23 protein-coding genes and 1 tRNA gene are annotated in these 25,099 nt (G+C 53.3%); 15 read left to right on the top strand and 9 right to left on the bottom strand.

Going from position 1 to position 25,099, the window contains the following annotated elements:
- The first annotated feature begins 216 nt into the window (after positions 1-216).
- Positions 217-597, top strand: coding sequence for an inner membrane protein YbjM (locus tag OGW16_RS11385; protein ID WP_043015727.1), 381 nt, complete (start codon positions 217-219; stop codon positions 595-597).
- 34 nt (positions 598-631) lie between these two features.
- Here OGW16_RS11385 and OGW16_RS11380 read toward each other — a convergent pair whose 3' ends face one another.
- Positions 632-895 (bottom strand): GrxA family glutaredoxin, encoded by a 264-nt coding sequence (locus OGW16_RS11380; protein WP_016152408.1) that lies wholly within the window; start codon positions 893-895, stop codon positions 632-634.
- Between the two features lie 172 nt (positions 896-1,067).
- Here OGW16_RS11380 and OGW16_RS11375 point away from each other — a divergent pair, with 172 nt between their 5' ends.
- The 10 genes from OGW16_RS11375 (at position 1,068) to rlmC (ending at position 10,061) form a co-directional block, all read left to right on the top strand.
- Positions 1,068-1,358 (top strand): YbjC family protein, encoded by a 291-nt coding sequence (locus tag OGW16_RS11375; RefSeq protein WP_080625477.1) that lies wholly within the window; start codon positions 1,068-1,070, stop codon positions 1,356-1,358.
- The gene (gene nfsA, locus OGW16_RS11370; RefSeq protein ID WP_043015729.1) at positions 1,342-2,064 is read left to right on the top strand and encodes a nitroreductase NfsA; all 723 of its coding nucleotides are present in this window, start codon (positions 1,342-1,344) and stop codon (positions 2,062-2,064) included. The genes OGW16_RS11375 and nfsA overlap by 17 nt, the downstream gene beginning before the upstream one ends.
- 59 nt (positions 2,065-2,123) lie before the next feature.
- Positions 2,124-3,026 (top strand): 30S ribosomal protein S6--L-glutamate ligase, encoded by a 903-nt coding sequence (rimK, locus tag OGW16_RS11365; protein ID WP_043015730.1) that lies wholly within the window; start codon positions 2,124-2,126, stop codon positions 3,024-3,026.
- A gap of 90 nt (positions 3,027-3,116) precedes the next feature.
- Positions 3,117-3,593, top strand: a complete 477-nt coding sequence (locus OGW16_RS11360) for a type III secretion system chaperone family protein (protein WP_047412390.1) — start codon at positions 3,117-3,119, stop codon at positions 3,591-3,593.
- A gap of 433 nt (positions 3,594-4,026) precedes the next feature.
- The gene (potF, locus tag OGW16_RS11355; protein WP_080625475.1) at positions 4,027-5,139 is read left to right on the top strand and encodes a spermidine/putrescine ABC transporter substrate-binding protein PotF; all 1,113 of its coding nucleotides are present in this window, start codon (positions 4,027-4,029) and stop codon (positions 5,137-5,139) included.
- 138 nt (positions 5,140-5,277) lie between these two features.
- Positions 5,278-6,411, top strand: coding sequence for a putrescine ABC transporter ATP-binding subunit PotG (potG, locus tag OGW16_RS11350; protein WP_043015733.1), 1,134 nt, complete (start codon positions 5,278-5,280; stop codon positions 6,409-6,411).
- A 9-nt stretch (positions 6,412-6,420) separates the two neighbouring features.
- Entirely contained in the window at positions 6,421-7,374 is a 954-nt protein-coding gene (gene potH / locus OGW16_RS11345; RefSeq protein ID WP_286518452.1) for a putrescine ABC transporter permease PotH, read from the top strand.
- Positions 7,371-8,216 (top strand): putrescine ABC transporter permease PotI, encoded by an 846-nt coding sequence (gene potI / locus OGW16_RS11340; RefSeq protein WP_003831669.1) that lies wholly within the window; start codon positions 7,371-7,373, stop codon positions 8,214-8,216. Before potH ends, potI begins: the two co-directional genes overlap by 4 nt.
- A gap of 59 nt (positions 8,217-8,275) precedes the next feature.
- Complete coding sequence (locus OGW16_RS11335) at positions 8,276-8,764, top strand: YbjO family protein (protein WP_047412386.1); 489 nt, start codon at positions 8,276-8,278, stop codon at positions 8,762-8,764.
- Positions 8,765-8,930: 166 nt separating this feature from the next.
- Positions 8,931-10,061, top strand: a complete 1,131-nt coding sequence (rlmC, locus tag OGW16_RS11330; protein WP_043015736.1) for a 23S rRNA (uracil(747)-C(5))-methyltransferase RlmC — start codon at positions 8,931-8,933, stop codon at positions 10,059-10,061.
- A 319-nt stretch (positions 10,062-10,380) separates the two neighbouring features.
- Here rlmC and OGW16_RS11325 read toward each other — a convergent pair.
- The 3 genes from OGW16_RS11325 to OGW16_RS11315 all read right to left on the bottom strand — a co-directional run bounded on the left by OGW16_RS11325 (position 10,381) and on the right by OGW16_RS11315 (position 12,172).
- A tRNA-Ser gene (locus OGW16_RS11325) sits at positions 10,381-10,468 on the bottom strand.
- A 149-nt stretch (positions 10,469-10,617) separates the two neighbouring features.
- On the bottom strand, positions 10,618-11,295 hold the full coding sequence (locus OGW16_RS11320) for an isochorismatase family protein (protein ID WP_043015737.1): 678 nt from the start codon (positions 11,293-11,295) through the stop codon (positions 10,618-10,620).
- A gap of 16 nt (positions 11,296-11,311) precedes the next feature.
- The gene (locus tag OGW16_RS11315) at positions 11,312-12,172 is read right to left on the bottom strand and encodes a pirin family protein (RefSeq protein ID WP_047412377.1); all 861 of its coding nucleotides are present in this window, start codon (positions 12,170-12,172) and stop codon (positions 11,312-11,314) included.
- A 108-nt stretch (positions 12,173-12,280) separates the two neighbouring features.
- Between OGW16_RS11315 and OGW16_RS11310 the strand changes: the two genes are divergently transcribed.
- On the top strand, positions 12,281-13,192 hold the full coding sequence (locus OGW16_RS11310; RefSeq protein ID WP_043015739.1) for a LysR family transcriptional regulator: 912 nt from the start codon (positions 12,281-12,283) through the stop codon (positions 13,190-13,192).
- 79 nt (positions 13,193-13,271) lie between these two features.
- On the opposite strand, the gene infA is transcribed toward OGW16_RS11310, so the two are convergent.
- From infA to trxB, 5 genes are all read right to left on the bottom strand, one after another.
- Entirely contained in the window at positions 13,272-13,490 is a 219-nt protein-coding gene (gene infA, locus OGW16_RS11305; RefSeq protein ID WP_002211347.1) for a translation initiation factor IF-1, read from the bottom strand.
- Positions 13,491-13,773: 283 nt separating this feature from the next.
- Positions 13,774-14,478, bottom strand: a complete 705-nt coding sequence (aat, locus tag OGW16_RS11295; RefSeq protein WP_008784251.1) for a leucyl/phenylalanyl-tRNA--protein transferase — start codon at positions 14,476-14,478, stop codon at positions 13,774-13,776.
- 44 nt (positions 14,479-14,522) lie between these two features.
- Positions 14,523-16,244, bottom strand: coding sequence for a heme ABC transporter ATP-binding protein/permease CydC (gene cydC, locus OGW16_RS11290; RefSeq protein WP_286518450.1), 1,722 nt, complete (start codon positions 16,242-16,244; stop codon positions 14,523-14,525).
- On the bottom strand, positions 16,245-18,011 hold the full coding sequence (cydD, locus tag OGW16_RS11285) for a heme ABC transporter permease/ATP-binding protein CydD (RefSeq protein WP_043015741.1): 1,767 nt from the start codon (positions 18,009-18,011) through the stop codon (positions 16,245-16,247). It lies immediately after the preceding gene.
- 114 nt (positions 18,012-18,125) lie between these two features.
- The gene (gene trxB / locus OGW16_RS11280; protein WP_286518449.1) at positions 18,126-19,094 is read right to left on the bottom strand and encodes a thioredoxin-disulfide reductase; all 969 of its coding nucleotides are present in this window, start codon (positions 19,092-19,094) and stop codon (positions 18,126-18,128) included.
- 547 nt (positions 19,095-19,641) lie between these two features.
- Here trxB and lrp point away from each other — a divergent pair.
- The 3 genes from lrp to lolA all read left to right on the top strand — a co-directional run bounded on the left by lrp (position 19,642) and on the right by lolA (position 25,091).
- Complete coding sequence (gene lrp / locus OGW16_RS11275; protein WP_002439523.1) at positions 19,642-20,136, top strand: leucine-responsive transcriptional regulator Lrp; 495 nt, start codon at positions 19,642-19,644, stop codon at positions 20,134-20,136.
- Positions 20,137-20,270: 134 nt separating this feature from the next.
- Positions 20,271-24,368, top strand: a complete 4,098-nt coding sequence (gene ftsK / locus OGW16_RS11270) for a DNA translocase FtsK (protein WP_286518447.1) — start codon at positions 20,271-20,273, stop codon at positions 24,366-24,368.
- A 111-nt stretch (positions 24,369-24,479) separates the two neighbouring features.
- Positions 24,480-25,091, top strand: coding sequence for an outer membrane lipoprotein periplasmic chaperone LolA (gene lolA / locus OGW16_RS11265; protein ID WP_043015744.1), 612 nt, complete (start codon positions 24,480-24,482; stop codon positions 25,089-25,091).
- The last annotated feature ends 8 nt before the right edge of the window (positions 25,092-25,099 follow it).

The raw sequence follows: 25,099 nt of genomic DNA, 5'->3' as shown, positions 1-25,099 counted from the left end.
TAATGTTTTTGCCAGAAATTAAGGGGGCGACAGCTTCGTACACAGCCCCGAATAATGCAGCGTAACAATATATGCGGCTAGTTTAATCTCATTACGTATCAACGGCTATAAGAATCGTGTGAGTGTGTTTTTGGCATGGAATGCCAGGTTACTTTATCTGACTGGACGCCTGCGGGCGAAAAGAGTGTTCGATAGAGAATGTGTCAGGAGGAACGATTGAAACATAAGCAAAGTTGGGCGGGTGCGGTCTGCTGCTTTGTGCTCTTTATTGTGGTGTGTCTTTCATTAACGCTGAACGTGAAAGGGGCATTCAGGGCGGCAGGGCATCCTGAGGTCGGATTGTTGTTTTTTATCCTGCCTGGTGCTGCAGCAAGTTTTTTCTCCCATCGTCGGGAGGTGCTCAAACCCCTTCTTGGTGCCATGTTGGCGGCGCCGTGCTGTCTGTTACTGATGCGGTTCGTTTTTATGCCGACGCGTTCATTGTGGCAAGAGCTGGCGTGGTTGTTTAGTGCGGTGTTTTGGTGCGCGCTTGGCGCATTATGTTTTTTGTTTATCAGTAGCCTGTTCAATCAGCATCAACGACGGAAAAAGAACTGATGACGCCCTCCAGCGGAGGGCGTAGAAACAGCTATCAGGCGAACAGATTCATGTTCTCTTTTGCCCACGCTTCAAAATCCGTGCAGCCGCCGATGTGTTTTTGATCAACAAAAATCTGCGGAACGGTTTCGACTGGCTTACCTACCGTCTTTTCCAGATCGGCTTTCGTAATACCTTCGGCATGGATATCAATGTAGCGGAAGTTAAAATCGTCATGCTCATTGCTTAATTTTTCTGCTAATTCTTTTGCGCGCACGCAATACGGGCACCCTGGACGACCAAAAATAACGGCAAACATCTCTCTCTCCTCGAACTTATCAGGCCGGATGGCAATACTGTTTATGATGCCGCGATTTGTGACGGATGAAAAGCAGGTTCAGCCTGTTGCTTTGATATCCTCAAGCTATAACTGTTAAACACGACAAGCCGGAACGTTTTATAATGAAAGCCATTTTGCCGGGAGGCCGCTTATGCGCACAATTGGTACATTACCCAAAAGCGTATTGATGCTGGAAATCATAGGGATGGTTTTGTTATCGCTGGCGTTGCTATCGCTTAACGATTACCTCTCTTTACCCGCGCCGCTTAGCAGTCCGTTAGCCTGCGTGGTGATGATATTTCTGGGTGTGCTGCTGATGCTCCCCGCTGCGGTGGTGTTAACGTGGCGTATTGCTCAACGGCTTGCGCCGCAGCTGATGTCACGAGCCCCCGGCGATTCTTCCCGTTCAGACAGAGAAAAAAGAGATGACGCCAACCATTGATCTACTTCGTAGCCATCGTTCCATTCGCCATTTCACCGATGATACCATTTCGGATGCGCAGCGAGAGGCGATAATTGCCGCCGCTCAGGGTACATCAAGTTCCAGTTTTTTACAGTGCACGACGATTGTTCGCATAACGGATAAAGCCCTGCGTGAATCACTGGCTACTTTATCCGGTGGACAAAAACATGTGGCGCAGGCCGCTGAATTCTGGGTATTTTGCGCTGATTTTAATCGCCATTTGCAGATTTGCCCTGACGCGCAACTTGGGTTGGCGGAACAGCTGCTGCTGGGCGTGGTTGATACCGCGATGATGGCGCAAAACGCGCTAACAGCTGCAGAGTCTTTGGGGCTTGGCGGCGTGTTTATTGGCGGCCTGCGTAACAACATTGAGCCAGTCACCGAACTGCTGAAGCTTCCGCAACACGTTCTGCCGCTGTTTGGGCTGTGTCTCGGCTGGCCTGCCGATAACCCGGATATCAAGCCGCGTCTGCCCGCATCGCTTGTGGTGCACGAAAACCAGTATCAGCCGCTCAATAAAGAGGCTTTGTCGCAATATGATGAGCAGCTCGCGCAGTATTATCTGACCCGAGGCAGTAATACGCGCCGTGACACCTGGAGCGACCATATTCGCCGTACCATCATTAAAGAAAGTCGCCCCTTTATCCTGGAATATTTGCATAAACAGGGATGGGCCACGCGCTAAAGATTTTAACCCAGTGTATGATACGCCAGCTTTTACCAGGTCATTCAGAGAGGTGCAGGGTGAAAATTGCCATTTTATCCCGGGACGGAACGCTCTATTCTTGTAAACGCCTGCGTGAAGCGGCGATGCATCGCGGTCACCTGGTAGAAATTATCGATCCCCTTTCTTGCTATATGAACATTAGCCCGGCGGCGTCCTCTATTCATTACAAGGGCCGGCAGCTTCCCCATTTCGACGCGGTGATCCCAAGGATTGGTTCAGCGATTACCTTTTACGGTACGGCGGCGTTGCGCCAGTTTGAGATGCTGGGTAGCTATCCGCTGAATGAATCAGTAGCGATTACGCGGGCGCGCGACAAGCTGCGTTCGCTGCAGCTGCTGGCGCGTCAGGGCATCGATTTACCCATCACCGGTATCGCCCACTCTCCGGACGATACCAGCGATATGATTGATATGGTTGGCGGCGCGCCGCTGGTGGTGAAGCTGGTTGAAGGCACGCAGGGGATTGGCGTGGTACTGGCGGAAACGCGCCAGGCCGCAGAAAGCGTGGTGGATGCCTTTCGTGGGTTGAATGCCCATATTCTGGTTCAGGAATATATCAAAGAAGCGAAAGGGCGAGATATTCGCTGTTTCGTGGTAGGTGACGAGGTGGTGGCGGCCATTGAGCGCCGGGCGAAAGAGGGCGATTTTCGTTCTAATCTCCATCGCGGCGGGGTTGCCACGATTGCGAACATTACGCCGCGCGAAAGAGAAATTGCGCTCAAAGCCGCTCAGACAATGGGCCTGGACGTTGCAGGCGTTGATATTCTGCGCGCTGAACGTGGGCCGCTGGTTATGGAAGTCAACGCGTCTCCCGGACTTGAAGGGGTGGAGAAAACCACCGGAATAGATATTGCAGGCAAGATGATCCAGTGGATCGAGCGTCACGCTACGCCTGAATTTTGCCTTAAAATCGGCGGCTAAGCACAATATCGATTTCGATCGTGGTATGACACGATCTTTTTGCGTAAGCTGTGCCGGTATTTTTTTCATCAATAGAGGTCGCACATTATTATGACATCACTGGTCGTTCCCACTCTGGATACGTTGCGTCAATGGCTCGACGACCTGGGCATGAGTTTTTTTGAATGCGATACCTGTCAGGCGCTGCATTTGCCGCATATGCAGAATTTTGACGGCATCTTTGATGCAAAAGTTGATTTGGTCGATAACGTCATTCTGTTTTCCGCGATGGCGGAAGTCAGACCTTCTGCACTGCTGCCACTGGCCGCCGACCTGTCTGCGATTAATGCCAGTTCACTGACGGTGAAAGCCTTTCTGGATATGCAGGATGATAATCTGCCAAAGCTGGTGGTTTGCCAGTCTTTATCCGTTACGCCAGGCGTGACGTTTGAGCAGTTTGAATATTTTGTTCGCCAGAGTGAAGAGCAAATATCGATGGTGATCCTCGAAGCCGGTGCGCATCAGCTGTTATTTAACGCTGAAGAAGATGCGCAAAACAGCAGCGCTGAAGTTCATTTCCTCCATTAATTCTTCCTGAATCTGGACATATATTGCGCAGCCGCTGCCAGAGCGGTTGCGTATTGCCCGTTTTTATTCTGCGTTTAACCTTTCATTAAAGAATTATTCACCTCGTTTCAGCGCATTCCGCTTTATGTCATAGACAATTCTTGCATAAAAAATTGATAAAAGACGTTTTTTAATCTGGGCTATATCCACAATTCCTGGCTAAAGTTATTCTTGCGAAGCTTACCAACGCCATCATTTAAACAGCCCCTTGTGACCTGACCTGCGGCCACAATGTATGTTGAATGCATAGGCGGATGCCAGCGAGCAATAGCGGCGTGAGGAGAGGCCTCTCTTTTCATTGGTGCCGCATGAAAGAATATGCACGTTTCTTGCATATGATTAGAGTGTGACATTTTTGTTCGTTTGTTAACGAACTTTCAGAAGGAAAGAGATTATGACCGCCTTAAATAAAAAATGGTTATCAGGCCTGGTTGCGGGCACTCTGATGGCTATCTCTGCCGGTACGCTCGCTGCTGAACAAAAAACGCTGCATATTTATAACTGGTCTGATTATATTGCCCCGGATACGGTGGCTAATTTTGAAAAAGAGACCGGAATTAAGGTTATCTATGACGTATTTGATTCCAATGAAGTGCTGGAAGGTAAGCTCATGGCTGGCAGTACCGGCTTTGACCTTGTTGTTCCATCCGCCAGTTTCCTTGAGCGTCAACTGACTGCAGGCGTCTTTCAGCCTCTGGATAAGAGCAAATTGCCGGGCTGGAAAAACCTCGATCCTGAACTGCTAAAGCTGGTGGGTAAACACGATCCGGACAACAAGTTTGCGATGCCGTACATGTGGGCCACGACCGGAATTGGCTATAACGTGGATAAAGTCAAAGCGGTGCTGGGGCCGGATGCGCCGGTTGATAGCTGGGATTTGATCCTTAAGCCAGAAAATCTGGAAAAACTCAAAAGCTGCGGCGTCTCTTTCCTTGATGCTCCCGAAGAGGTGTTCGCCACGGTGCTGAACTATTTGGGTAAAGACCCAAACAGTACCAAAGCGGATGATTACACCGGGCCGGCAACGGATCTGCTGCTAAAACTGCGTCCGAATATTCGCTATTTCCACTCCTCGCAGTACATCAACGACCTGGCAAACGGTGATACCTGCGTCGCGATCGGCTGGGCCGGGGACGTATGGCAGGCAGCAAACCGTGCGAAAGAAGCGAAAAATGGCGTCAATATCTCATTCTCCATTCCTAAAGAAGGTGCAATGGCGTTCTTTGACGTGTTCGCGATGCCAGCCGATGCGAAAAACAAAGATGAAGCCTATCAGTTCCTTAACTACCTGCTGCGCCCTGATGTGATTGCGCATATTTCCGACCACGTGTTCTATGCCAATGCCAACAAAGAAGCGACAGCACTGGTCAGCCAGGAAGTTCGTGACAACCCGGGCATTTACCCGCCTGCGGATGTTCGCGCCAAGCTGTTCACGCTGAAAGTTCAGGATCCGAAGATCGATCGTGTCCGTACTCGCGCCTGGACGAAGGTAAAAAGCGGAAAATAACCTGATGTACGGGACGTGACCCGGCAGGATTTACGCCTGCCGGGCAGTATCGATCCCGGACACACAAAACCCGGCAATACGCACCACCGTGGTGCGTTATTTGCACCGTTTCTTTGTTTTATGCCGGAGAGCACCTGAGTGAATGATGCAACCCCACGCCCACAAGCGAAAATCCGCAAGGCGCTGACCCCGCTGCTTGAAATTCGCAATCTGACCAAGTCATTTGACGGTCAGCACGCCGTTGATGACGTCAATCTTACTATCTACAAAGGTGAAATATTTGCTCTGCTCGGCGCGTCCGGCTGTGGCAAATCGACCCTGCTGCGAATGCTGGCGGGATTTGAACAGCCGACAACCGGGCAAATTATGCTTGATGGCGTCGATTTAGCGCATGTTCCGCCTTATCTACGTCCGATTAATATGATGTTTCAATCCTATGCCTTGTTTCCGCATATGACGGTAGAGCAAAACATTGCCTTTGGCCTCAAGCAGGACAAACTGCCGAAGGCTGAAATCGCCAGCCGGGTGAATGAGATGCTGGGCCTGGTGCATATGCAGGAGTTTGCCAAACGTAAACCGCATCAGCTTTCTGGCGGTCAACGCCAGCGTGTGGCGTTGGCGCGTAGCCTGGCGAAAAGGCCGAAGCTGCTGCTGTTGGATGAACCGATGGGAGCGCTGGATAAAAAGCTCCGTGACCGCATGCAACTGGAAGTGGTGGATATTCTTGAACGCGTCGGCGTGACCTGCGTAATGGTGACGCACGATCAGGAAGAAGCCATGACGATGGCGGGGCGCATTGCGATCATGAACCGTGGCAAATTTGTCCAGATCGGCGAACCGGAAGAGATCTACGAGCATCCGACCACGCGTTACAGCGCAGAGTTTATCGGTTCGGTTAACGTCTTTGAGGGGCTGCTGAAAGAACGGCAGGAAGATGGTCTGGTTATTGAGTCTCCAGGTCTGGTGCATCCACTGAAAGTTGACGCCGATGCTTCTGTTGTCGATAACGTCCCGGTGTATGTTGCGCTGCGCCCGGAAAAAATTATGCTCTGCGAAGCTCCTCCGCCAGAGGGATATAACTTCGCGGTAGGCGAAGTGGTGCACATTGCCTACCTGGGTGATTTGTCGGTGTACCACGTACGTTTGAAAAGTGGCCAAATGCTGAGCGCTCAGCTACAAAATGAACATCGTTATCGTAAAGGATTACCAACCTGGGGTGACGAAGTCCGTTTATGTTGGGATGCGGACAGTTGTGTGGTGTTGACGGTTTAAGGAGCGAAGATGAGTACACTTGAACCTCCGGCACGCGTGGATAAAGCGGGGCGATTCACGCTGTTTATGTCGCGGCTGCAAATGAAGCACGGGCGCAAGCTGGTGATCGCGCTGCCGTATGTGTGGCTATTGCTCCTGTTCCTGCTGCCGTTTCTGATCGTCTTCAAAATCAGTTTGGCTGAAATGGCGCGCGCTATTCCACCGTATACCGACCTCGTTTCATGGGCTGATGGTCAGCTCGCCATCACGCTCAACTTAGGAAATTTCCTGCAACTGACGGACGATCCGCTCTATTTTGATGCGTACCTGCAATCGTTGCAGGTGGCGGGAGTTTCGACTGTCTGTTGCCTGCTGCTGGGGTATCCGCTGGCATGGGCGGTCGCGCACAGCAAGCCCTCGACGCGCAATATTCTGTTGCTGCTGGTGATCCTGCCGTCCTGGACGTCGTTTTTGATTCGTGTTTACGCCTGGATGGGGATCCTGAAAAATAACGGCGTGTTGAACAACTTCCTGATGTGGCTGGGTGTTATCGACCAGCCGTTGACGATCCTGCATACCAATCTGGCGGTTTATATCGGTATTGTTTACGCCTATTTGCCCTTTATGGTGCTGCCGATTTATACCGCGCTGACGCGTATTGATTACTCGCTGGTGGAAGCGGCGCTTGATTTAGGCGCCCGGCCGTTGAAAACCTTCTTTAGCGTGATCGTGCCGTTGACCAAGGGCGGGATTATCGCAGGGTCAATGCTGGTGTTTATTCCGGCTGTTGGGGAGTTTGTGATCCCGGAACTGCTGGGTGGCCCGGACAGCATTATGATTGGCCGTGTACTTTGGCAGGAGTTTTTCAATAACCGCGACTGGCCGGTGGCTTCTGCCGTCGCCATTATTATGTTGTTGCTACTGATTGTGCCGATCATGTGGTTCCACAAATATCAGCAAAAAAGCGTGGGGGAACACGGATGAATAACTTACCGGTCGTTCGCTCGCCGTGGCGTATTTTTATCCTGGTGCTGGGCTTTACCTTCCTGTACGCGCCGATGCTGATGTTGGTCATCTATTCGTTTAACAGCTCGAAGCTGGTGACGGTATGGGCGGGTTGGTCAACCCGTTGGTATGGTGAGCTTTTCCACGATAGCGCGATGATAAGCGCCGTCGGCATGAGCTTAACGATTGCCGCGGGCGCTGCAACGATGGCGGCAATCCTCGGTACCATAGCCGCCGTGGTCATGGTGCGCTTTGGTCGTTTTCGTGGTTCGAATGGTTTCGCCTTTATGATCACCGCGCCGCTGGTTATGCCAGATGTCATTACCGGTTTGTCGCTGCTGCTGCTGTTTGTGGCACTGGCGCACGCCATCGGCTGGCCTGCGGATCGCGGTATGTTGACCATCTGGCTGGCGCACGTCACCTTCTGCACGGCCTATGTCGCGGTGGTCATCTCTTCACGTTTGCGCGAACTGGATCACTCCATTGAAGAAGCGGCAATGGACCTTGGTGCCACGCCGCTGAAGGTCTTTTTCGTCATCACGCTGCCGATGATTATGCCGGCGGTGATCTCCGGGTGGCTGCTGGCCTTTACGCTGTCGCTCGATGACCTGGTTATTGCCAGCTTTGTCTCTGGTCCTGGCGCCACAACGTTACCGATGCTGGTGTTCTCCAGCGTACGTATGGGGGTTAATCCGGAGATCAACGCGCTGGCGACGCTGATACTTGGCGTGGTAGGAATTATCGGATTTATCGCGTGGTATCTGATGGCGCGAACAGAAAAACAACGGATTCGCGATATCCAACGTGCAAGACGTGGCTGAAAAAACTAAAATCTGCCAACCTGTCTATACGGCGCAGCTGTGGTGGCTGCGCCGTTTTCATGGAAGACGACGCGTTGGGATTTTTTAAGAAATCATCCACATCACATGCCCGTTTAAACGTCCCTGCTTTGGTGCAGGTGGCGGCGCTGGCTATTATTATGATCCGCTGTCTCGATCTGTTGATGATTTTTAATACGCTCGGGTTTCGCGGAACCAGCGAATTTATCCATCGCAGCGTACAGACCTGGAATTTGACGCTGGTGTTTCTGGGTAGCCTGGTGCTGCTGTTTGTCGAAATTTACTGCGCATTTTCGCTGGTCAAAGGACGAAACTGGGCGCGCTGGATCTATCTGCTGACCCAGATTATCGCTAGCGTCTATCTGTGGGCGGCTTCGTTGGGCTACGGATACCCGGAACTGTTCAGTATTGCGGGGGAGTCCAGGCGTGAAATCCTGCATACGCTGGTGATGCAAAAATTGCCGGATTTGCTGGTGTTACTACTGCTGTTTGTTCCTGCGTCCAGCAGACGGTTCTTCCGTTTGCAATAACGTTAATACCCTAAATAATTCGAGTTACAGGAAGGCGGCAAGAGAATGAATCCCCAGGAGCTTACATAAGTAAGTGACTGGGGTGAGTGAGCACAGCCAACGCACCTGTAACTTGAAGTATGACGGGTATATAATCTTGGCCCCCTGTTAATTTGTAGGTTTTTGTATGCAGTGCGCACTTTATGACGCCGAACGCTGTCGCTCCTGTCAGTGGATAACACAGCCAGTCGTCGATCAACTCCTCTCAAAAACAGCCGATCTGCAGAATCTACTGGCTGATTATCCGGTCGGAGAATGGTGCGCGCCGGTCAGCGGCCCGGAAAGCGCTTTTCGTAATAAAGCCAAAATGGTGGTCAGCGGCAGCGTGGAAAAACCGCTGCTGGGGATGCTGCATCGTGACGGTACGCCGGAGGATTTGTGCGACTGTCCGCTCTATCCTGCGTCTTTTGCGCCCGTATTTGCCGCGCTCAAACCGTTTATCGCCCGTGCGGGGTTAACGCCCTATAACGTGGCGCGTAAACGCGGGGAGCTGAAGTATCTGCTGTTAACGGAAAGCCGGTTCGATGGCGGCATGATGCTGCGTTTTGTCCTGCGTTCCGAGGCAAAACTGGCCCAACTGCGCGCGGCGCTGCCATGGTTACAGGCACAGCTGCCGCAGTTAAAAGTGATCACCGCCAATATTCAGCCTGTGCATATGGCGATTATGGAAGGGGAGAGTGAAATCTTCCTGACGGAACAACAGGCGCTGGCGGAACGCTTTAACGATGTGCCGTTGTGGATCCGCCCGCAGAGCTTTTTCCAGACCAACCCGGTGGTGGCGGGGCATTTATACGCCACGGCGCGCGATTGGGTGCGTCAGCTTCCGGTTAATCATATGTGGGATCTGTTTTGCGGCGTCGGGGGCTTTGGTCTGCACTGCGCCACACCGCAGATGAAACTGACGGGGATTGAAATTGCACCAGAGGCGATTGCCTGTGCGAAACAGTCTGCGCAGGAGCTTGGGCTGCAGAATCTGCATTTTCAGGCGCTGGATTCGACCCAGTTTGCTACCGCCCAGGGCGAAGTGCCTGACCTGGTGCTGGTGAATCCGCCGCGTCGGGGAATTGGTAAGCCGCTGTGTGATTTTCTTTCCCGCATGGCGCCGCGTTTTATCGTTTATTCCAGCTGTAATGCCCAAACCATGGCGAAGGATATTCGCGAGTTGTCTGGATATCGCATTGAACGAGTCCAGCTTTTCGATATGTTTCCACACACCGCGCACTACGAAGTATTAACGCTTCTCAGCCGACAAAACTAACTTGCCTGATGGCGCTTCGCTTATCAGGCCTACAGGCTGTTCGTCATTTGTAGGTTTGTTAAGCGAAGCGCCGAATCCGGCAAATGCAACATGCGAAAAAAAAGCCCGTACTTGCGTACGAGCTCTTCTTAATATATGGCGGTGAGGCGGGGATTGACTCGCTTCGCTCGCCCCTTTGGGGCAGCCCGTTCGCTGCGCTCCCGGTCTGTCCAACTGGCTACGCCAGTAGTCGAACCCCGGTCGGGGTTTCTCATCCCCCCGCAGATGTGCAACATGCGAAAAAAAAGCCCGTACTTGCGTACGAGCTCTTCTTAAAATATGGCGGTGAGGCGGGGATTCGAACCCCGGATACGTTGCCGTATACACACTTTCCAGGCGTGCTCCTTCAGCCACTCGGACACCTCACCATATTGTATTGCTGCCTGACCGCTTGGGGGGCAACGGGGCGCTACTATAGGGAGTTGCGCTAAAACGGTCAAGCAGAATTTACGTGTTCACTCTCGTTTGGTTACGCAATGTACATATTCCTCCGCCCGGGCTGGCGCGGAGGAGAGGATTAGCGCTGAGAGTCCAGTTTTTCGCCGTTAGTCACGACTTCCTGAGCTTTGCCGTAGCTCTCGATCAGCAACTGATAAGCCGGGAAGACTTTGGTATACACTTCCGCCCATTCGGCGGCGTCTTCACGGTTCCATGTGCCCTGAATTTCAGAAGCGACGGCGGCAGTATCCATTGGCACGACACCAGCCTGAACAACGCGAGCCAGGGTGATTTCCTGCGCCATTTTGCTGTAAGTACCGGAAGCGTCTATCACAGCGAAAACCTTGTAGCCTTCCGCAACCGCGCTGATGGCCGGGAAAGCCATGCACACGCTGGTAATCGTACCGGCGATAATCAGCGTTTTACGCCCCGTCGCTTTGACCGCTTTCACGAAGTCCTCGTTATCCCAGGCGTTGATTTCACCTTTACGCGCCACGTATTGGGCATGCGGCGCATTGGCGTGGATCTCTGGAATCAACGGACCGTTAGGCCCCTGTGGTACGGATGCCGTGGTAATCACCGGCATCTTTGCCAGGGTCGCCATTTTAGCCAGCGCGGCGGCACGCGCACGCAGTTCTGGCATTGGCATATCGCCGACGGTCTGGAACAGCCCGCTCTGATGATCGATAAGCAGCATGACGGAATCATTCACATCGATGACCGGACGTGAGCCATTAAAGTTTGCAGGACTGGACATATTCTTCTCCTTCGATTCAGATTTGGCCAAAGCGGCCGGAGTTAAAATCGCGTACGGCTTCAGCGATTTCTTGTTTCGTGTTCATCACAAACGGACCGTAACCCACAATCGGCTCGTTCAACGGCTCGCCAGACAGCAGCAGCACGCTGGCGTCGCTGGTGGCTTCAATGTGTAGCGTCTTGCCCTGCTGGCTTAGCACCACCAGTTGCGCTTCGCTGGCAGACGTGGTGCCGTTTACGGTGATATTGCCTTTTAATACCACCAGGGCGGTGCTCCATCCTTCAGGCTGGGACAACGTAAGCTGATGATTACGTTGCAGGCGCATATCCCAGACGTTCAGCGGCGAAAAAGTATGTGCCGGGCCTTTCGTATCCTGATAGCTGCCTGCAATCACACGAACGCTGCCTGCTTCATTGGGCAGGGCGACGGTCGGAATAACATCGCTGCTGATGCCCTGATAACCCGGTACGGCCATTTTGTCTTTTGCCGGTAGATTGACCCACAGTTGCACCATTTCCAGTTCGCCACCCTGACGGGTAAATTCAGGTGAATGGAACTCTTCGTGTAATATTCCTGCACCGGCAGTCATCCACTGCACGTCGCCGGGGCCGATAATGCCGCCGCGACCGGTTGAATCACGGTGTTCAACTTCGCCGCTGTAAACGATGGTCACCGTCTCAAAACCACGGTGCGGGTGTTCGCCTACGCCGCGTTTTTCGTTACCCGGAGTGAATGTATGCGGACCGGCGTAATCCAGCAGCAGGAACGGGCTTAGTTGCTCAGCATGAGACTGGTAAGAGAACATCGAGCGGACCGGAAATCCATCGCCAACCCAGTGTGGGCGAGGTGCGGTGTAGACGCCTGTTACTTGTTTCATATGTGTCTCCTCTAAGGCGTTGTCTTGATGTGAATAAGCTTATATTCATGACAGCGAGCTGAGTAGTAGCTAAAATAATCCTCACTGTCTCATTAATAGGACAATAAAATGACGAAGCCGGATCTCAATGATTTTGCATGGTTTGTGCATGTTGTAGAGGAAGGGGGATTTGCAGCGGCGGGTAGGGCGCTTGATGAACCAAAATCAAAACTGAGCCGACGTATAGCGCAACTGGAAGAGAGGCTGGGAGTCCGACTGATTCAGCGAACCACCCGCCAGTTTAACGTGACGGAAGTTGGGCAAACCTTTTACGAACACTGTAAGGCGATGTTGGTTGAAGCGCAGGCGGCGCAGGATGCCATCGCCGCGTTACAGGTTGAACCGCGTGGGATTGTGAAGCTGACTTGTCCTGTTACGTTGCTGCATGTGCATATCGGGCCAATGCTTGCCCGTTTTATGGCGCGTTATCCTGACGTATCCGTACAACTGGAGGCCACTAACCGCCGCGTGGACGTTGTTGGAGAAGGCCTGGACGTGGCGATCCGCGTCAGGCCCCGGCCATTTGAGGATAGCGATCTGGTGATGCGCGTGCTGGCGGACAGGGGACATCGTTTATATGCCAGTCCGCAGTTAATTGAGCAAATGGGGGCGCTACACTCTCCGGCGGAGCTGACACGCTGGCCGGGCCTGAGTCTGGCCTCGGGTAAACATGTGCATCGGTGGGAGTTATTTGGCCCGCAGGGTGCGCGGGCAGAGGTACATTTCACGCCGCGAATGATTACCACCGATATGCTGGCGTTACGTGAAGCCGCAGTCGCTGGCGTAGGTGTTGTGCAACTTCCGCAGTTGATGGTAAAAGATCAATTAGCCGCGGGTGAACTGGTCGCGTTGCTTGACGGCTGGGAACCTAAGCGAGAAATTATTCACGCCGTCTTCCCATCACGCAGGGGATTATTACCTTCAGTGCGCGCATTAGTGGATTTCTTAACGGAAGAATATGCGCGGATGATTGAGGATTAAATACCTGACCTCAGCCCACAAAAAAGGCCGGTTAAACCGACCTTTTATAATCTGGACGCCATTCGGGCGTTAAAAACAATCAGCGACTACGGAAGACAATGCGGCCTTTGCTCAGGTCGTACGGGGTCAGCTCAACAGTCACTTTGTCGCCCGTCAGGATGCGGATATAGTTTTTACGCATTTTACCGGAGATGTGTGCAGTAACCACGTGACCGTTTTCTAACTCTACGCGGAACATGGTATTAGGTAACGTATCGAGAACGGTACCCTGCATTTCAATATTGTCTTCTTTGGCCATCTAATCCTCTGGGGTATCACTACCGTAATTTGAACCGGCAAGATAATGCCGAAGTTCTTTTAATAAGTAAAGATTTGTGCGTTTAAAACACAGCAAATCGGGTTTGGCGCATTACTCTAACCACACAGCAAAGCTGCACTTAAAGCGCAACGTGTAAGGGAACGAGGAGATAAACGATAGGCGTTGCCTGACGCGAACTGTTCCTTAACGGCGGCGGGGTAATGGGCTAAACCAACTCTGCGCGACAATTATAACACCCCGACAAAAAATGTGCCGAAAACATTCACCCCTGAGGTAAAAATAACGTCCTGGGAACCCAGAAATGGCTCGGTAGCCGCTGCTGGCGCAGTCTGCTCAGGTGCTCAAGGTACTCCCGACGCGGTGTTTCGACCGCCCCCAGCGAAGCTGTGTGGCTATTTAATACCTGGCAGTCGATTAATTTTCCGCCCTGACGGATAAATTCAGCGCAAAAAACAAGCAGTGCGGTTTTGGACGCATTTTCCTGACGGCTGAACATCGATTCGCCACAAAACAATGTACCTTGCGCCACACCATACATACCGCCCACTAATTCATTGTGTCGCCACACCTCAATAGAGTGCGCATGCCCCAGTTCGTGCAGGCGATGGTAAGCGTCCACCACATCATGCGTTATCCAGGTACCTTCCTCCCGGTCATTCGCGCAGCCTTCAATCACCTGACCAAACGCGTAATTGAGCGTCACGCGATAAGGCGAATTTTTATGAAAGCGTTTCATGCTGCGGCTGAGGTGAAATTTCTCGGGCCAAAGAATAGCGCGCGGATCGGGCGACCACCAGAGGATGGGGTCGCCGGGTGAAAACCATGGGAAAATACCGCGCTGGTAGGCCATCAGCAGGCGGGCGGGACTGAGATCGCCGCCAAGCGCCAACAAACCGTTAGGCTCGCGTAAAGCGCCTTCCGGTGACGGGAAGGCTATAGAATGGCGGGACAGTTGCACCAGGCGCATGACAGCGAAACTCCACTACGCGAGTTTGATCGTTCAATAATAGCTTACAGACGTTGCTTAAACTGGTAATAACGCCCCTGCCTGGCTAACAGATCTGCGTGATTACCTTGCTCAATAATTTGTCCGTTGTCCATTACTATTATTTGATCAAAACGCGACAACCCGCGCAGGCGGTGTGTCACCATCAGTACGGTTTTATTGCGCATGACATCGCTAATTAATTCAAGCATTTGGCTTTCCGTTGTGGCATCAAGCCCTTCGGTAGGTTCATCCAGCAGCATTAGCGGAGCATCGTGCAATAAGGCGCGGGCGATAGCCAGACGACGGAGCTCACCGCCAGAAAGCTGACGACCGCCTTCACCCAGCCAGGCGTTGAGTCCATCATTCTCAAGCAGTTTGTCCAGACCGACGCGGCGCAACATCGCGGCTAATGCGTCATCGTCGGCGTGCGGTGCCGCCAGCAGCAGGTTATCGCGAAGGGTTGCGCTGAACAGGTGTACGCGCTGCGGCACGACGCTGATGCACTGGCGCAGCGTGGCTTCACTAAGGGTAGCAATCGGCTGCTCGTTAATCAGGATTTCGCCACCCTGCGGATCCCATGCGCGGGTCAACAATTGCAGCAGCGTTGATTTGCCGCAGCCGGTACGACCAAGAATCGCAATGTGTTCACCGGGTGAGGCTTGCAGGGAAAGGGTATCGAGCGCTTTTTGTGCCTGACCCGGGTAGCTGAATGACACATCGCGTAGCGTAAGGGTGACCTGCTCAGGAACCGGAGAGCCGGCATCCGGGAAGGTAACTTCTGGCTGCTGTTCGGTTAACTCGGTGATGCGCAGCGCGGAGGCAATGACCTGACCGAGATGCTGAAACGCGCCGGTGACTGGCGCCAACGCTTCGAACGCCGCCAGCGCACAGAAAACAAACAGCGCGATCAGTGCGCCTGGTTGGGTATTGCCGCCCACGCCGCCGGAGGCCATCCATAACATCATTATTACCGCCAGCGCGCCAATTAACAGCATGACCGCCTGTGACAGCGCGGTTAATTCAGACTGGCGTCGCTGGGCTTCGTGCCACTGTAACTCGGTGGCTTCCATTTGAGCGCGGTAGCGTTCACTGGCGCCAAAAATGGTCAATTCAGCCTGACCTTGCAGCCAGGACGTTAACTGCTGACGATATTGTCCACGCAGATGCGTCAGGCTTTGTCCGGTGCTCTTGCCTGCCTGATAAAAGAGCGGGGGCAGGATAAATAAGGTCAGCAGCATAATACCGCCGAGAGTGATAGCCAGCGTGGAATCGAGAACGCTTAGCCCCAGTGTAACCACCATAATGACGACAAAAGCGCCCACTAGCGGAGAGAGTACGCGTAAGTACAGATGATCGAGCGTGTCGACATCTGCTACGATGCGGTTGAGCAATTCCCCCTGCCCATAACGAGACAGGCCAGCAGGGGAGAGCGGCAAGAGTTTGCTGAAGGTATAAATACGCAAATGTTGCAGCACGCGGAACGTGGCGTCGTGGCTGACCAGACGCTCGAAATAACGCCCCGCGGTACGGGTGATTGCTGCACCGCGCACCCCGGCAGCAGGGAGCATATAGTTAAAGCTGTAAATCCCGGTGACACCAACCACCGCAGAAGCCGACAGGAACCAACCTGAAAGCGTCAGCAAACCAATACTTGCCAGCAGCGTGACGATCGCCAGAACGATCCCCAGCGTTAACATCCATTTGTGACGTTTATACAGCGTCAGATAAGGTAGCAAAGCGCGCATTCAGATATCCTCCTGACGATGAGCCAGTAATGTCGCAAAAGCCCCGTTGGCTGAGCTAAGTTCGGTCCAGGTACCTTGTTCAACGATCTGCCCGTCCTGCATCACCCAGATAGCGTCCCAGTCGGTAAGATCTTCCAACTGGTGTGTCACCATCAGCGTGGTCTGGCGGCGTGATGCCGCGTTCAACGCCTGCATCACGCGTTGTTCGCTGTGCGCATCAAGGCTGGCGGCGGGTTCGTCCAGCAGCAGTAACTGACAGGGATTGAGTAAGGCGCGAGCCACGGCAACGCGTTGTGCTTGTCCGACGGAAAGTCGAGCCGCCTGATCGCCTACTGGCGTATCCACGCCCTGCGGAAGCAGGGGTAAAAACTCGCTGACCCAGGCGCTGTCGAGTGCGGCCTGTAGCTGCTCCTCGCTGGCATCGGGGCGAGCCAGCAGCACGTTTTCACGTAACGTGGCGGCTGGAAGCTGCGGGTTTTGCCCGACCCATGACAGTTGTTTACGCCAGCAATCAGGCGACAGATCACGCAGTTCAAAGCCATTAATTCGCAGCGATCCCTGATAAGAGAGGAAACCAGACAGGACATTGAGCAGCGAACTTTTGCCGGAACCGCTGCGTCCAACCAGCACAGCGCGTTGACCGGCTGCCAGGGTAAAGTTGAGCGGCCCGGCCAACACTTTGCCTTCCGGCGAGGTGATGACCAGATCTTGCGCTTCAATTGAAACGGCGTCTTTCGTCGCCAGCTCAATGTCGCCACGCTCTGGATGAGCCAGCGGGGTTTCCATAAAGGTTTTCAGGCTGTCTGCTGCACCAACGGCTTGCGCTTTGGCGTGATAAAAGGTGCCCAGATCGCGCAGTGGCTGGAAAAATTCCGGCGCCAGAATGAGCGCGAGGAAGCCAGCAGCCAACGTGACGCCCGTCCCGTAGTGGCCGAAATCGAGCTCTCCGAGGTAGGAAAAACCGAAGTAAACCGCGACCAACGCAATAGAAAGCGATGTAAAGAACTCAAGGACACCGGATGACAGGAATGCCAGGCGCAGGACTTCCATGGTGCGCTGGCGGAAATCCTGTGACGCAGCGCGGATGCTTTCCGTTTCGGCTTCACCACGACCAAATATTCTTAGCGTCTCCATGCCCCGCAGACGATCGAGGAAATGGCCGCTGAGACGAGCAAGAGCCTGAAAATTGCGGCGGTTAGCATCGGCTGCGCCCATACCGACCATTGCCATAAACAATGGGATCAGCGGAGCTGTTCCGAGCAGTATAAGAGCGGCCACCCAGTTTGACGGGAACACCGCAGCCACAATCAATAACGGGACGCATACGGCCAGCGCCATTTGCGGCAGATAACGCGCATAGTAGTCATGCATATCGTCAATCTGCTCCAGGATAAGCGTAGCCCAGCTCCCGGCTGGTTTACCCTGTATCCAGGCAGGACCTGCCTGTTGCAGACGATCAAGCACCTGGCGGCGAATTTCAAAGCGAATATGCTGCCCTGCGTGAAACCCGACCCGCTCGCGTAACCAGACGACCCATGCCCGCAGGATGAAAATCAATACCAGCACGATGAAAGGAAGCAGAAGCGCCTCTCGGGGAATATTGGCCATTATCATATGGTCCAGAATTCGGGCCATGAGCCAGGCCTGAGCGACGATTAACAGACCGCTCACGAATCCCAACAGGCGTGAAATGTTCAGCCATCGTTGGGAAATTACACTTTGCTGTTTTAACCAGCGGGTCAGCTCTTTTTGACGGGTTTTATTCATTGCACGCTTAGCAGGTGAGTTATTGGAATTTTTGGGCAGGGCAATGTTACAACGAGGCAAAAATAAAGGCGACTTATAGTCGCCTTTTTTACTTTTGTTACTGATTTGTAAAACTTATTTGCAAGCGTCCGCCAGACCGTCGAGATAACGTTCGGCATCAAGCGCGGCCATACAGCCCGTGCCCGCAGAGGTGATCGCCTGGCGATAAATATGGTCCATCACGTCACCGGCTGCGAAGACACCCGGAATGCTGGTTTGTGTGGCATTACCGTGAATACCGGACTGAACTTTGATGTAGCCATTTTCCAGCTCAAGCTGACCGTCGAAAATGGCGGTATTCGGGCTGTGACCGATAGCGACAAACAAACCGGCAACGTCCAGTGACTCCACGTTGTCAGTGTTTTGCGTATCGAGCAGACGCAGTCCGGTAACGCCCATTTGATCGCCGGTCACTTCTTCCAGCGTGCGGTGGGTGTGCAGCACGATGTTGCCGTTTTCAACTTTATCCATCAAACGCTTGATGAGAATTTTTTCGGCGCGGAAGCTGTCGCGGCGGTGAATCAAATGCACTTCAGATGCGATATTCGCCAGATACAGCGCTTCTTCAACAGCGGTGTTGCCGCCGCCGATCACCGCAACTTTTTGGTTACGGTAGAAGAAACCGTCGCAGGTCGCGCAGGCGGAAACGCCACGGCCTTTGAATGCTTCTTCCGAGGGTAGACCCAGATAACGCGCTGAAGCGCCGGTAGCGATGATCAACGCGTCACAGGTGTATTCACCGCTGTCGCCGGTCAGACGGAAAGGACGATTTTGCAGATCAACTTTGCTGATGTGATCGAAAATGATTTCAGTATCAAATTTGGTCGCATGTTCGTGCATACGCTCCATCAGCAGGGGGCCCGTGAGATCGTGCGGATCGCCAGGCCAGTTTTCCACTTCTGTCGTTGTGGTCAACTGACCACCTTTTTCCATACCGGTAATCAGTACCGGTTGCAGGTTAGCGCGCGCAGCGTAGACCGCAGCGGTATATCCTGCAGGGCCAGAGCCCAGAATAAGAAGTTTACTGTGTTTGGTTGCGCCCATGAGATCCCCATAGTTGTTGGCAGGCAATGAGCAGGATTGTAGGGAATTTGCAGGCGTAAAAAAAGAGTATGGCGATTTTGTTAACAATATGTGTAATAGCAGAAACCGATGAGCGGGTGAATTAGGCGTAATACTATAACGATTTCTACTTAAAATCGGTCAGTTATAAGGTGATAAAATGACGATTTTCCATCACTGCGAATGAATAACTGGCATGTTGTACTAAAAATCGATGTTTTGCTTTGACAATCACCTGCTGTTTTGCGAAAACATTCAAGGAAGAAAAAAACTGTGTCATGTATATGCTGCATAATCATGCATGTAGATACCATGTTTACCGTGTTAGCGAAATCTACGCATGGTGTGGACAGATGCCATTCGTGATGTCGATAGCCGCCGACAGGCAACGGTCTTCTCACCATAAGCCCAGGCATTGCGAACCGAAAATCCCTCTGGGTTGCGGTTTATTTTGATGGGTAGCGGCTCTGAACAGTGATGTTGGTAGAGTCAGGCAGGAGTAGGGAAGGAATACAGAGAGACAATAATAATGGTAGATAGTAAGAAGCGCCCTGGCAAAGATCTCGACCGTATCGATCGTAACATTCTTAATGAGCTGCAAAAGGATGGGCGTATTTCTAACGTCGAGCTTTCTAAACGTGTGGGACTTTCACCAACGCCCTGCCTTGAGCGTGTGCGTCGGTTGGAAAGACAGGGTTTCATTCAGGGCTATACAGCGCTGTTAAACCCACATTATCTGGATGCATCACTTCTGGTTTTTGTTGAGATTACTCTGAATCGTGGCGCCCCGGATGTGTTTGAACAATTTAACTCTGCGGTACAAAAACTTGAAGAAATTCAAGAGTGTCATTTGGTTTCCGGTGATTTCGACTATTTGCTGAAAACACGCGTACCGGATATGTCGGCATATCGTAAGCTGTTAGGGGAAACCCTGCTGCGTCTGCCTGGCGTGAATGACACACGTACCTATGTAGTAATGGAAGAAGTCAAACAGAGCAATCGTCTGGTAATTAAGACGCGCTAACACGGAACAGGTGCAAAATCGACGCAGTTTGATTACACTCCTGTTAATCCATACAGCAACAGTGCCGGGGTGACCCGGTGCTGTTGTCCGTTTTAGCATCGGGCAGGAAAAGCCTGAAACCTGGAGAGCCGTTTTTGAGCCAGGAATACACTGAAGACAAAGACGTCACATTGACGAAGTTAAGCAGCGGGCGCCGACTTCTGGAAGCGCTACTGATTCTTATTGCCCTTTTTGCCGTCTGGTTGATGGCTGCCTTACTCAGCTTTAACCCTTCGGATCCCAGTTGGTCGCAAACCGCGTGGCACGAACCTATCCATAATCTGGGCGGAATACCCGGAGCATGGCTGGCGGACACGCTGTTCTTTATTTTCGGCGTCATGGCCTACACCATTCCCGTCATCATTGTCGGCGGCTGCTGGTTTGCATGGCGACACCAGGCCAGCGACGAATACATCGATTATTTTGCCGTTTCGCTGCGCATTATTGGCGTTTTGGCACTGATTCTCACCTCCTGCGGGCTTGCCGCAATCAATGCCGATGACATCTGGTATTTCGCCTCTGGCGGCGTGATCGGCAGTCTGCTCAGTACGACGCTGCAACCCTTACTGCACAGCAGCGGCGGTACGCTGACGCTATTGTGCATTTGGGCTGCGGGATTAACGCTGTTTACCGGCTGGTCGTGGGTGAGTATTGCGGAAAAACTGGGCGGTTGGTTACTCAATATCCTGACCTTTGCCAGCAACCGTACCCGCCGCGACGATACCTGGGTCGATGACGAAGAATATGAAGATGAAGACGAGTCTGTCGATGCCGCTGATGGCAAACCCCATGAATCGCGCCGGGCTCGTATTCTGCGCGGTGCGTTAGCGCGTCGTAAGCGTCTGGCGGAGAAATTTACCAACCCGCTTGGCCGTCATACCGATGCGGCGCTGTTCTCCGGCAAACGCATGGATGATGAAGACGAAATTGAATACAGCGCCCGTGGCGTTGTTGCCGATCCTAACGATGTGCTGTTTTCTGGTAATCGCGCGACGCTGCCTGAATATGACGAACTCGATCCACTGCTGAATGGTCATTCGGTGACAGAGCCAGTAGCCGCCGCCGCGGCAGCTACAACGGCCGCGCAGGCCTGGAGCGCGCCGGTTGATCCGCTGCTGCAAACATCGCCCGTGACCAGCACTGTTCTGGAACAACAGGCCCCAGCCGTAGCCTGGCAAACCGCGCCTGGCCCGCAAACCGGTGATGCGGTGATTGCACCAGCGCCAGAAGGTTATCCGCAGCCATCCCAGTACGCGCAGCCACCGGTACAACAGCAGTATGAGCCATGGCAGCAGCCGGTTGTGGAGCAGAATCCGCAGCCGCAATATTACGCGCCACAGACCGCTGAACCCGCTTATGCGCAACCCGTTGCGCCGCAACCGCAGGCGTTCACCACGGAGCAAAACTGGCAACCTGAATCCACTTTTCAGCCGGAACCTGTGCAACAACCTGTGTATCAGCAGGAAGCAACCTTTCAACAAAATTCCACGCTCCAGCAGCCTGTTTATCAGCCGGAGCCCGTGCCGCAACCTGTGTATCAGCAGGAATCAACTCTACAACAGAACAATACGTTCCAGCAGCCTGTAGTTGAACAACCACCTGTGGTGGAATCTGAACCGCTGGTAGAAGAGGTTAAACCGACTCGTCCGCCGCTCTACTATTTTGAAGAAGTGGAAGAGAAACGTGCGCGCGAGCGCGAGCAACTGGCTGCCTGGTATCAACCGATACCAGAGCCTGTTCAGGAGCCTGAACGTGTTAAGCCGTCTATGCCATCTATGCCGACGGCTGCATCCATTCCGCCCGTTGAGTCTGTTGCTGCCGTTGCGCCGCTGGCTGCCGGTGTAAAAAACGCCGCATTAGGAGCGGGGGCCGCTGCCGCAGCACCTGTCTTTAGCCTTGCGGGTAGCGGTGCGCCGCGTCCACAGGTGAAAGAGGGTATTGGTCCGCAGTTACCGCGTCCGAATCGTGTGCGCGTACCTACTCGTCGGGAATTGGCGTCGTATGGCATCAAATTGCCGTCACAGCGTATGGCTGAAGAGAAAGCGCGCGAAGAGCAGCTTGATACAGATGCGTACAGTGACGATGAAATTGATGCGATGCAGCAAGATGAGCTGGCGCGTCAGTTTGCCCAATCGCAGCAGCACCGCTATGGCGAAGAGTATCAGGATGATACCAATCACACTGATGACGAAGATTCAGCCGCAGAAGCGGAACTGGCTCGCCAGTTTGCCTCTTCCCAACAGCAACGCTATTCCGGTGAACAGCCTGCCGGGGCAAATCCGTTCTCGCTCGATGACTTTGAATTTTCGCCGATGAAAACGCTGGTGGATGAGGGCCCGCATGAGCCGTTGTTTACGCCAGGCGTAATGCCGGAGTCTGCGCCACAGTACCAGGAACCTGTCGCACCGCAGCAGCATTATCAGCAACCGACGCAGCCAGTCGCACCACAGCAGCATTATCAGCAACCGGCGCAGCCAGTCGCACCGCAGCAGCAATATCAGCAACCGGCGCAGCCAGTCGCGCCGCAGCAGCATTATCAGCAACCGGCGCAGCCAGTCGCACCGCAGCAGCATTATCAGCAACCGGCGCAGCCAGTCGTACCGCAGCAGCACTATCAGCAGCCAGCACAGCCGGCTACACCGCCAACGCAGGATAGTCTGATCCATCCGCTCCTGATGCGTAATGGCGACAGTCGTCCGGCGCACCGTCCAAGTACGCCGCTGCCATCGTTAGATTTGCTCACACCGCCGCCGAGCGAAGTTGAGCCGATAGATACTTTCGCGCTGGAGCAAATGGCACGTCTGGTGGAAGCGCGTCTGGCGGATTTCCGCATTAAAGCCGATGTGGTGAACTACTCTCCAGGCCCGGTGATTACCCGCTTTGAGCTTAATCTGGCTCCTGGGGTTAAAGCGGCGCGTATTTCTAACCTGTCGCGAGATCTGGCGCGTTCGTTGTCCACCGCGGCGGTACGTGTGGTTGAGGTTATACCAGGCAAACCGTATGTCGGACTGGAGTTACCGAATAAAAAACGTCAAACCGTTTATCTGCGTGAAGTGCTGGATAACGCTAAATTCCGTGATAACTCATCTCCGCTGACCGTGGTGCTGGGTAAAGATATTGCGGGCGAACCGGTGGTGGCCGATCTGGCAAAAATGCCGCACCTGCTGGTAGCAGGGACAACCGGATCCGGTAAGTCTGTTGGGGTGAACGCCATGATCCTCAGCATGCTGTACAAGGCGCAGCCGGAAGACGTTCGCTTTATCATGATTGACCCGAAAATGCTGGAACTGTCGGTTTATGAAGGCATTCCGCATCTGCTGACCGAAGTCGTGACCGACATGAAAGATGCTGCTAACGCCTTGCGCTGGAGCGTCAATGAAATGGAACGTCGCTACAAGCTGATGTCAGCGCTTGGCGTGCGTAACCTTGCTGGTTATAACGAGAAAATCGCCGAAGCCGCCCGCATGGGACGTCCGATTCCGGACCCGTACTGGAAGCCGGGCGACAGCATGGATGTTCAGCATCCGGTGTTGGAAAAACTGCCGTATATCGTTGTGCTGGTGGATGAATTCGCCGACCTGATGATGACAGTTGGCAAAAAGGTGGAAGAACTGATTGCTCGTCTGGCGCAAAAAGCGCGTGCGGCGGGGATCCACCTGGTGCTGGCAACCCAGCGGCCGTCGGTTGACGTTATCACCGGTCTGATTAAAGCAAACATCCCGACGCGTATCGCTTTTACCGTGTCGAGCAAAATTGACTCGCGTACCATCCTTGACCAGGGCGGAGCGGAATCGCTGTTGGGTATGGGTGACATGCTTTATTCCGCACCGAACTCGACGATCCCAGTGCGTGTTCACGGCGCCTTTGTCCGCGATGAAGAAGTTCACGCAGTGGTTCAGGACTGGAAAGCGCGCGGTCGTCCACAGTACGTCGACGGCATTACTTCTGACAGCGAAAGCGAAGGCGGCGGTGGCGGCTTTGATGGTGGCGAAGAGTTGGATCCGCTGTTCGATCAGGCGGTAAACTTTGTGACCCAGAAACGCAAAGCCTCAATCTCCGGCGTCCAGCGTCAGTTCCGTATCGGATACAACCGAGCGGCGCGCATCATCGAGCAGATGGAAGCGCAGGGTATTGTCAGCGAACAAGGGCATAATGGTAATCGTGAAGTGCTGGCTCCGCCGCCCTTCGAATGATTGCAAAGTTAAGTAATTCAGTATTTTCTACTTTCCTCATGCTGATTTTTGGCCTGAAATGGATAGCAGAGGGATCTCCCCGTTGGGAGTGACGTATTTTGAGGAATAACGATGAAAAGAATCGCAATCACCTGTGCATTACTGTCGAGCTTTATGGTGAGCAGCGTCTGGGCTGACGCTGCCAGCGACCTGAAAAGCCGCCTGGATAAAGTCAGTAGCTTCCATGCCAGCTTTACTCAGAAGGTCACGGACGGTAGCGGCGCGGCGGTGCAGGAAGGTCAGGGTGACTTATGGGTTAAACGTCCTAATCTGTTTAACTGGCATATGACGCAACCTGATGAGAGCATCCTGGTTTCCGATGGTAAAACGCTGTGGTTCTTCAACCCGTTTGTTGAGCAGGCGACTGCGACCTGGCTGAAAGACGCTACGGGCAATACGCCATTTATGTTGATTGCGCGTAACCAGGCAAGTGACTGGCAGCAGTACAACATTAAGCAAAACGGCGATGATTTCGTGCTGACGCCAAAAACCAGCAGCGGCAACCTGAAGCAGTTTACTATCAATGTTGGGCGTGACGGGACTATCCACCAGTTTAGCGCCGTTGAACAAGACGATCAGCGCAGCAGCTATCAGCTGAAATCTCAGCAGAATGGTGCGATTGAACCCTCTAAATTCACCTTTACCCCGCCGCAAGGTGTAACGGTTGACGATCAACGTAAGTAGAGGCGTGT

It is taken from the genome of Citrobacter sp. Ce104, assembly GCF_030334595.1.
Classification (GTDB): domain Bacteria; phylum Pseudomonadota; class Gammaproteobacteria; order Enterobacterales; family Enterobacteriaceae; genus Citrobacter; species Citrobacter europaeus.
The sequence above is the reverse complement of the archived record's forward strand: the minus strand, read 5'-3'. Positions and strand labels throughout refer to the sequence as shown.

Coding starts and splice junctions, on each gene's coding strand:
- nfsA (WP_043015729.1), top strand. CDS start 1,342: ATGACGCCAACCATTGATCTACTTCGTAGCCATCGTTCCATTCGCCAT.
- OGW16_RS11375 (WP_080625477.1), top strand. CDS start 1,068: ATGCGCACAATTGGTACATTACCCAAAAGCGTATTGATGCTGGAAATC.
- lolA (WP_043015744.1), top strand. CDS start 24,480: ATGAAAAGAATCGCAATCACCTGTGCATTACTGTCGAGCTTTATGGTG.
- potI (WP_003831669.1), top strand. CDS start 7,371: ATGAATAACTTACCGGTCGTTCGCTCGCCGTGGCGTATTTTTATCCTG.
- OGW16_RS11310 (WP_043015739.1), top strand. CDS start 12,281: ATGACGAAGCCGGATCTCAATGATTTTGCATGGTTTGTGCATGTTGTA.
- rlmC (WP_043015736.1), top strand. CDS start 8,931: ATGCAGTGCGCACTTTATGACGCCGAACGCTGTCGCTCCTGTCAGTGG.
- OGW16_RS11315 (WP_047412377.1), bottom strand. CDS start 12,172: ATGAAACAAGTAACAGGCGTCTACACCGCACCTCGCCCACACTGGGTT.
- potH (WP_286518452.1), top strand. CDS start 6,421: ATGAGTACACTTGAACCTCCGGCACGCGTGGATAAAGCGGGGCGATTC.
- OGW16_RS11320 (WP_043015737.1), bottom strand. CDS start 11,295: ATGTCCAGTCCTGCAAACTTTAATGGCTCACGTCCGGTCATCGATGTG.
- OGW16_RS11360 (WP_047412390.1), top strand. CDS start 3,117: ATGACATCACTGGTCGTTCCCACTCTGGATACGTTGCGTCAATGGCTC.
- cydC (WP_286518450.1), bottom strand. CDS start 16,244: ATGCGCGCTTTGCTACCTTATCTGACGCTGTATAAACGTCACAAATGG.
- trxB (WP_286518449.1), bottom strand. CDS start 19,094: ATGGGCGCAACCAAACACAGTAAACTTCTTATTCTGGGCTCTGGCCCT.
- potF (WP_080625475.1), top strand. CDS start 4,027: ATGACCGCCTTAAATAAAAAATGGTTATCAGGCCTGGTTGCGGGCACT.
- OGW16_RS11335 (WP_047412386.1), top strand. CDS start 8,276: ATGGAAGACGACGCGTTGGGATTTTTTAAGAAATCATCCACATCACAT.
- OGW16_RS11380 (WP_016152408.1), bottom strand. CDS start 895: ATGTTTGCCGTTATTTTTGGTCGTCCAGGGTGCCCGTATTGCGTGCGC.
- aat (WP_008784251.1), bottom strand. CDS start 14,478: ATGCGCCTGGTGCAACTGTCCCGCCATTCTATAGCCTTCCCGTCACCG.
- lrp (WP_002439523.1), top strand. CDS start 19,642: ATGGTAGATAGTAAGAAGCGCCCTGGCAAAGATCTCGACCGTATCGAT.
- cydD (WP_043015741.1), bottom strand. CDS start 18,011: ATGAATAAAACCCGTCAAAAAGAGCTGACCCGCTGGTTAAAACAGCAA.
- infA (WP_002211347.1), bottom strand. CDS start 13,490: ATGGCCAAAGAAGACAATATTGAAATGCAGGGTACCGTTCTCGATACG.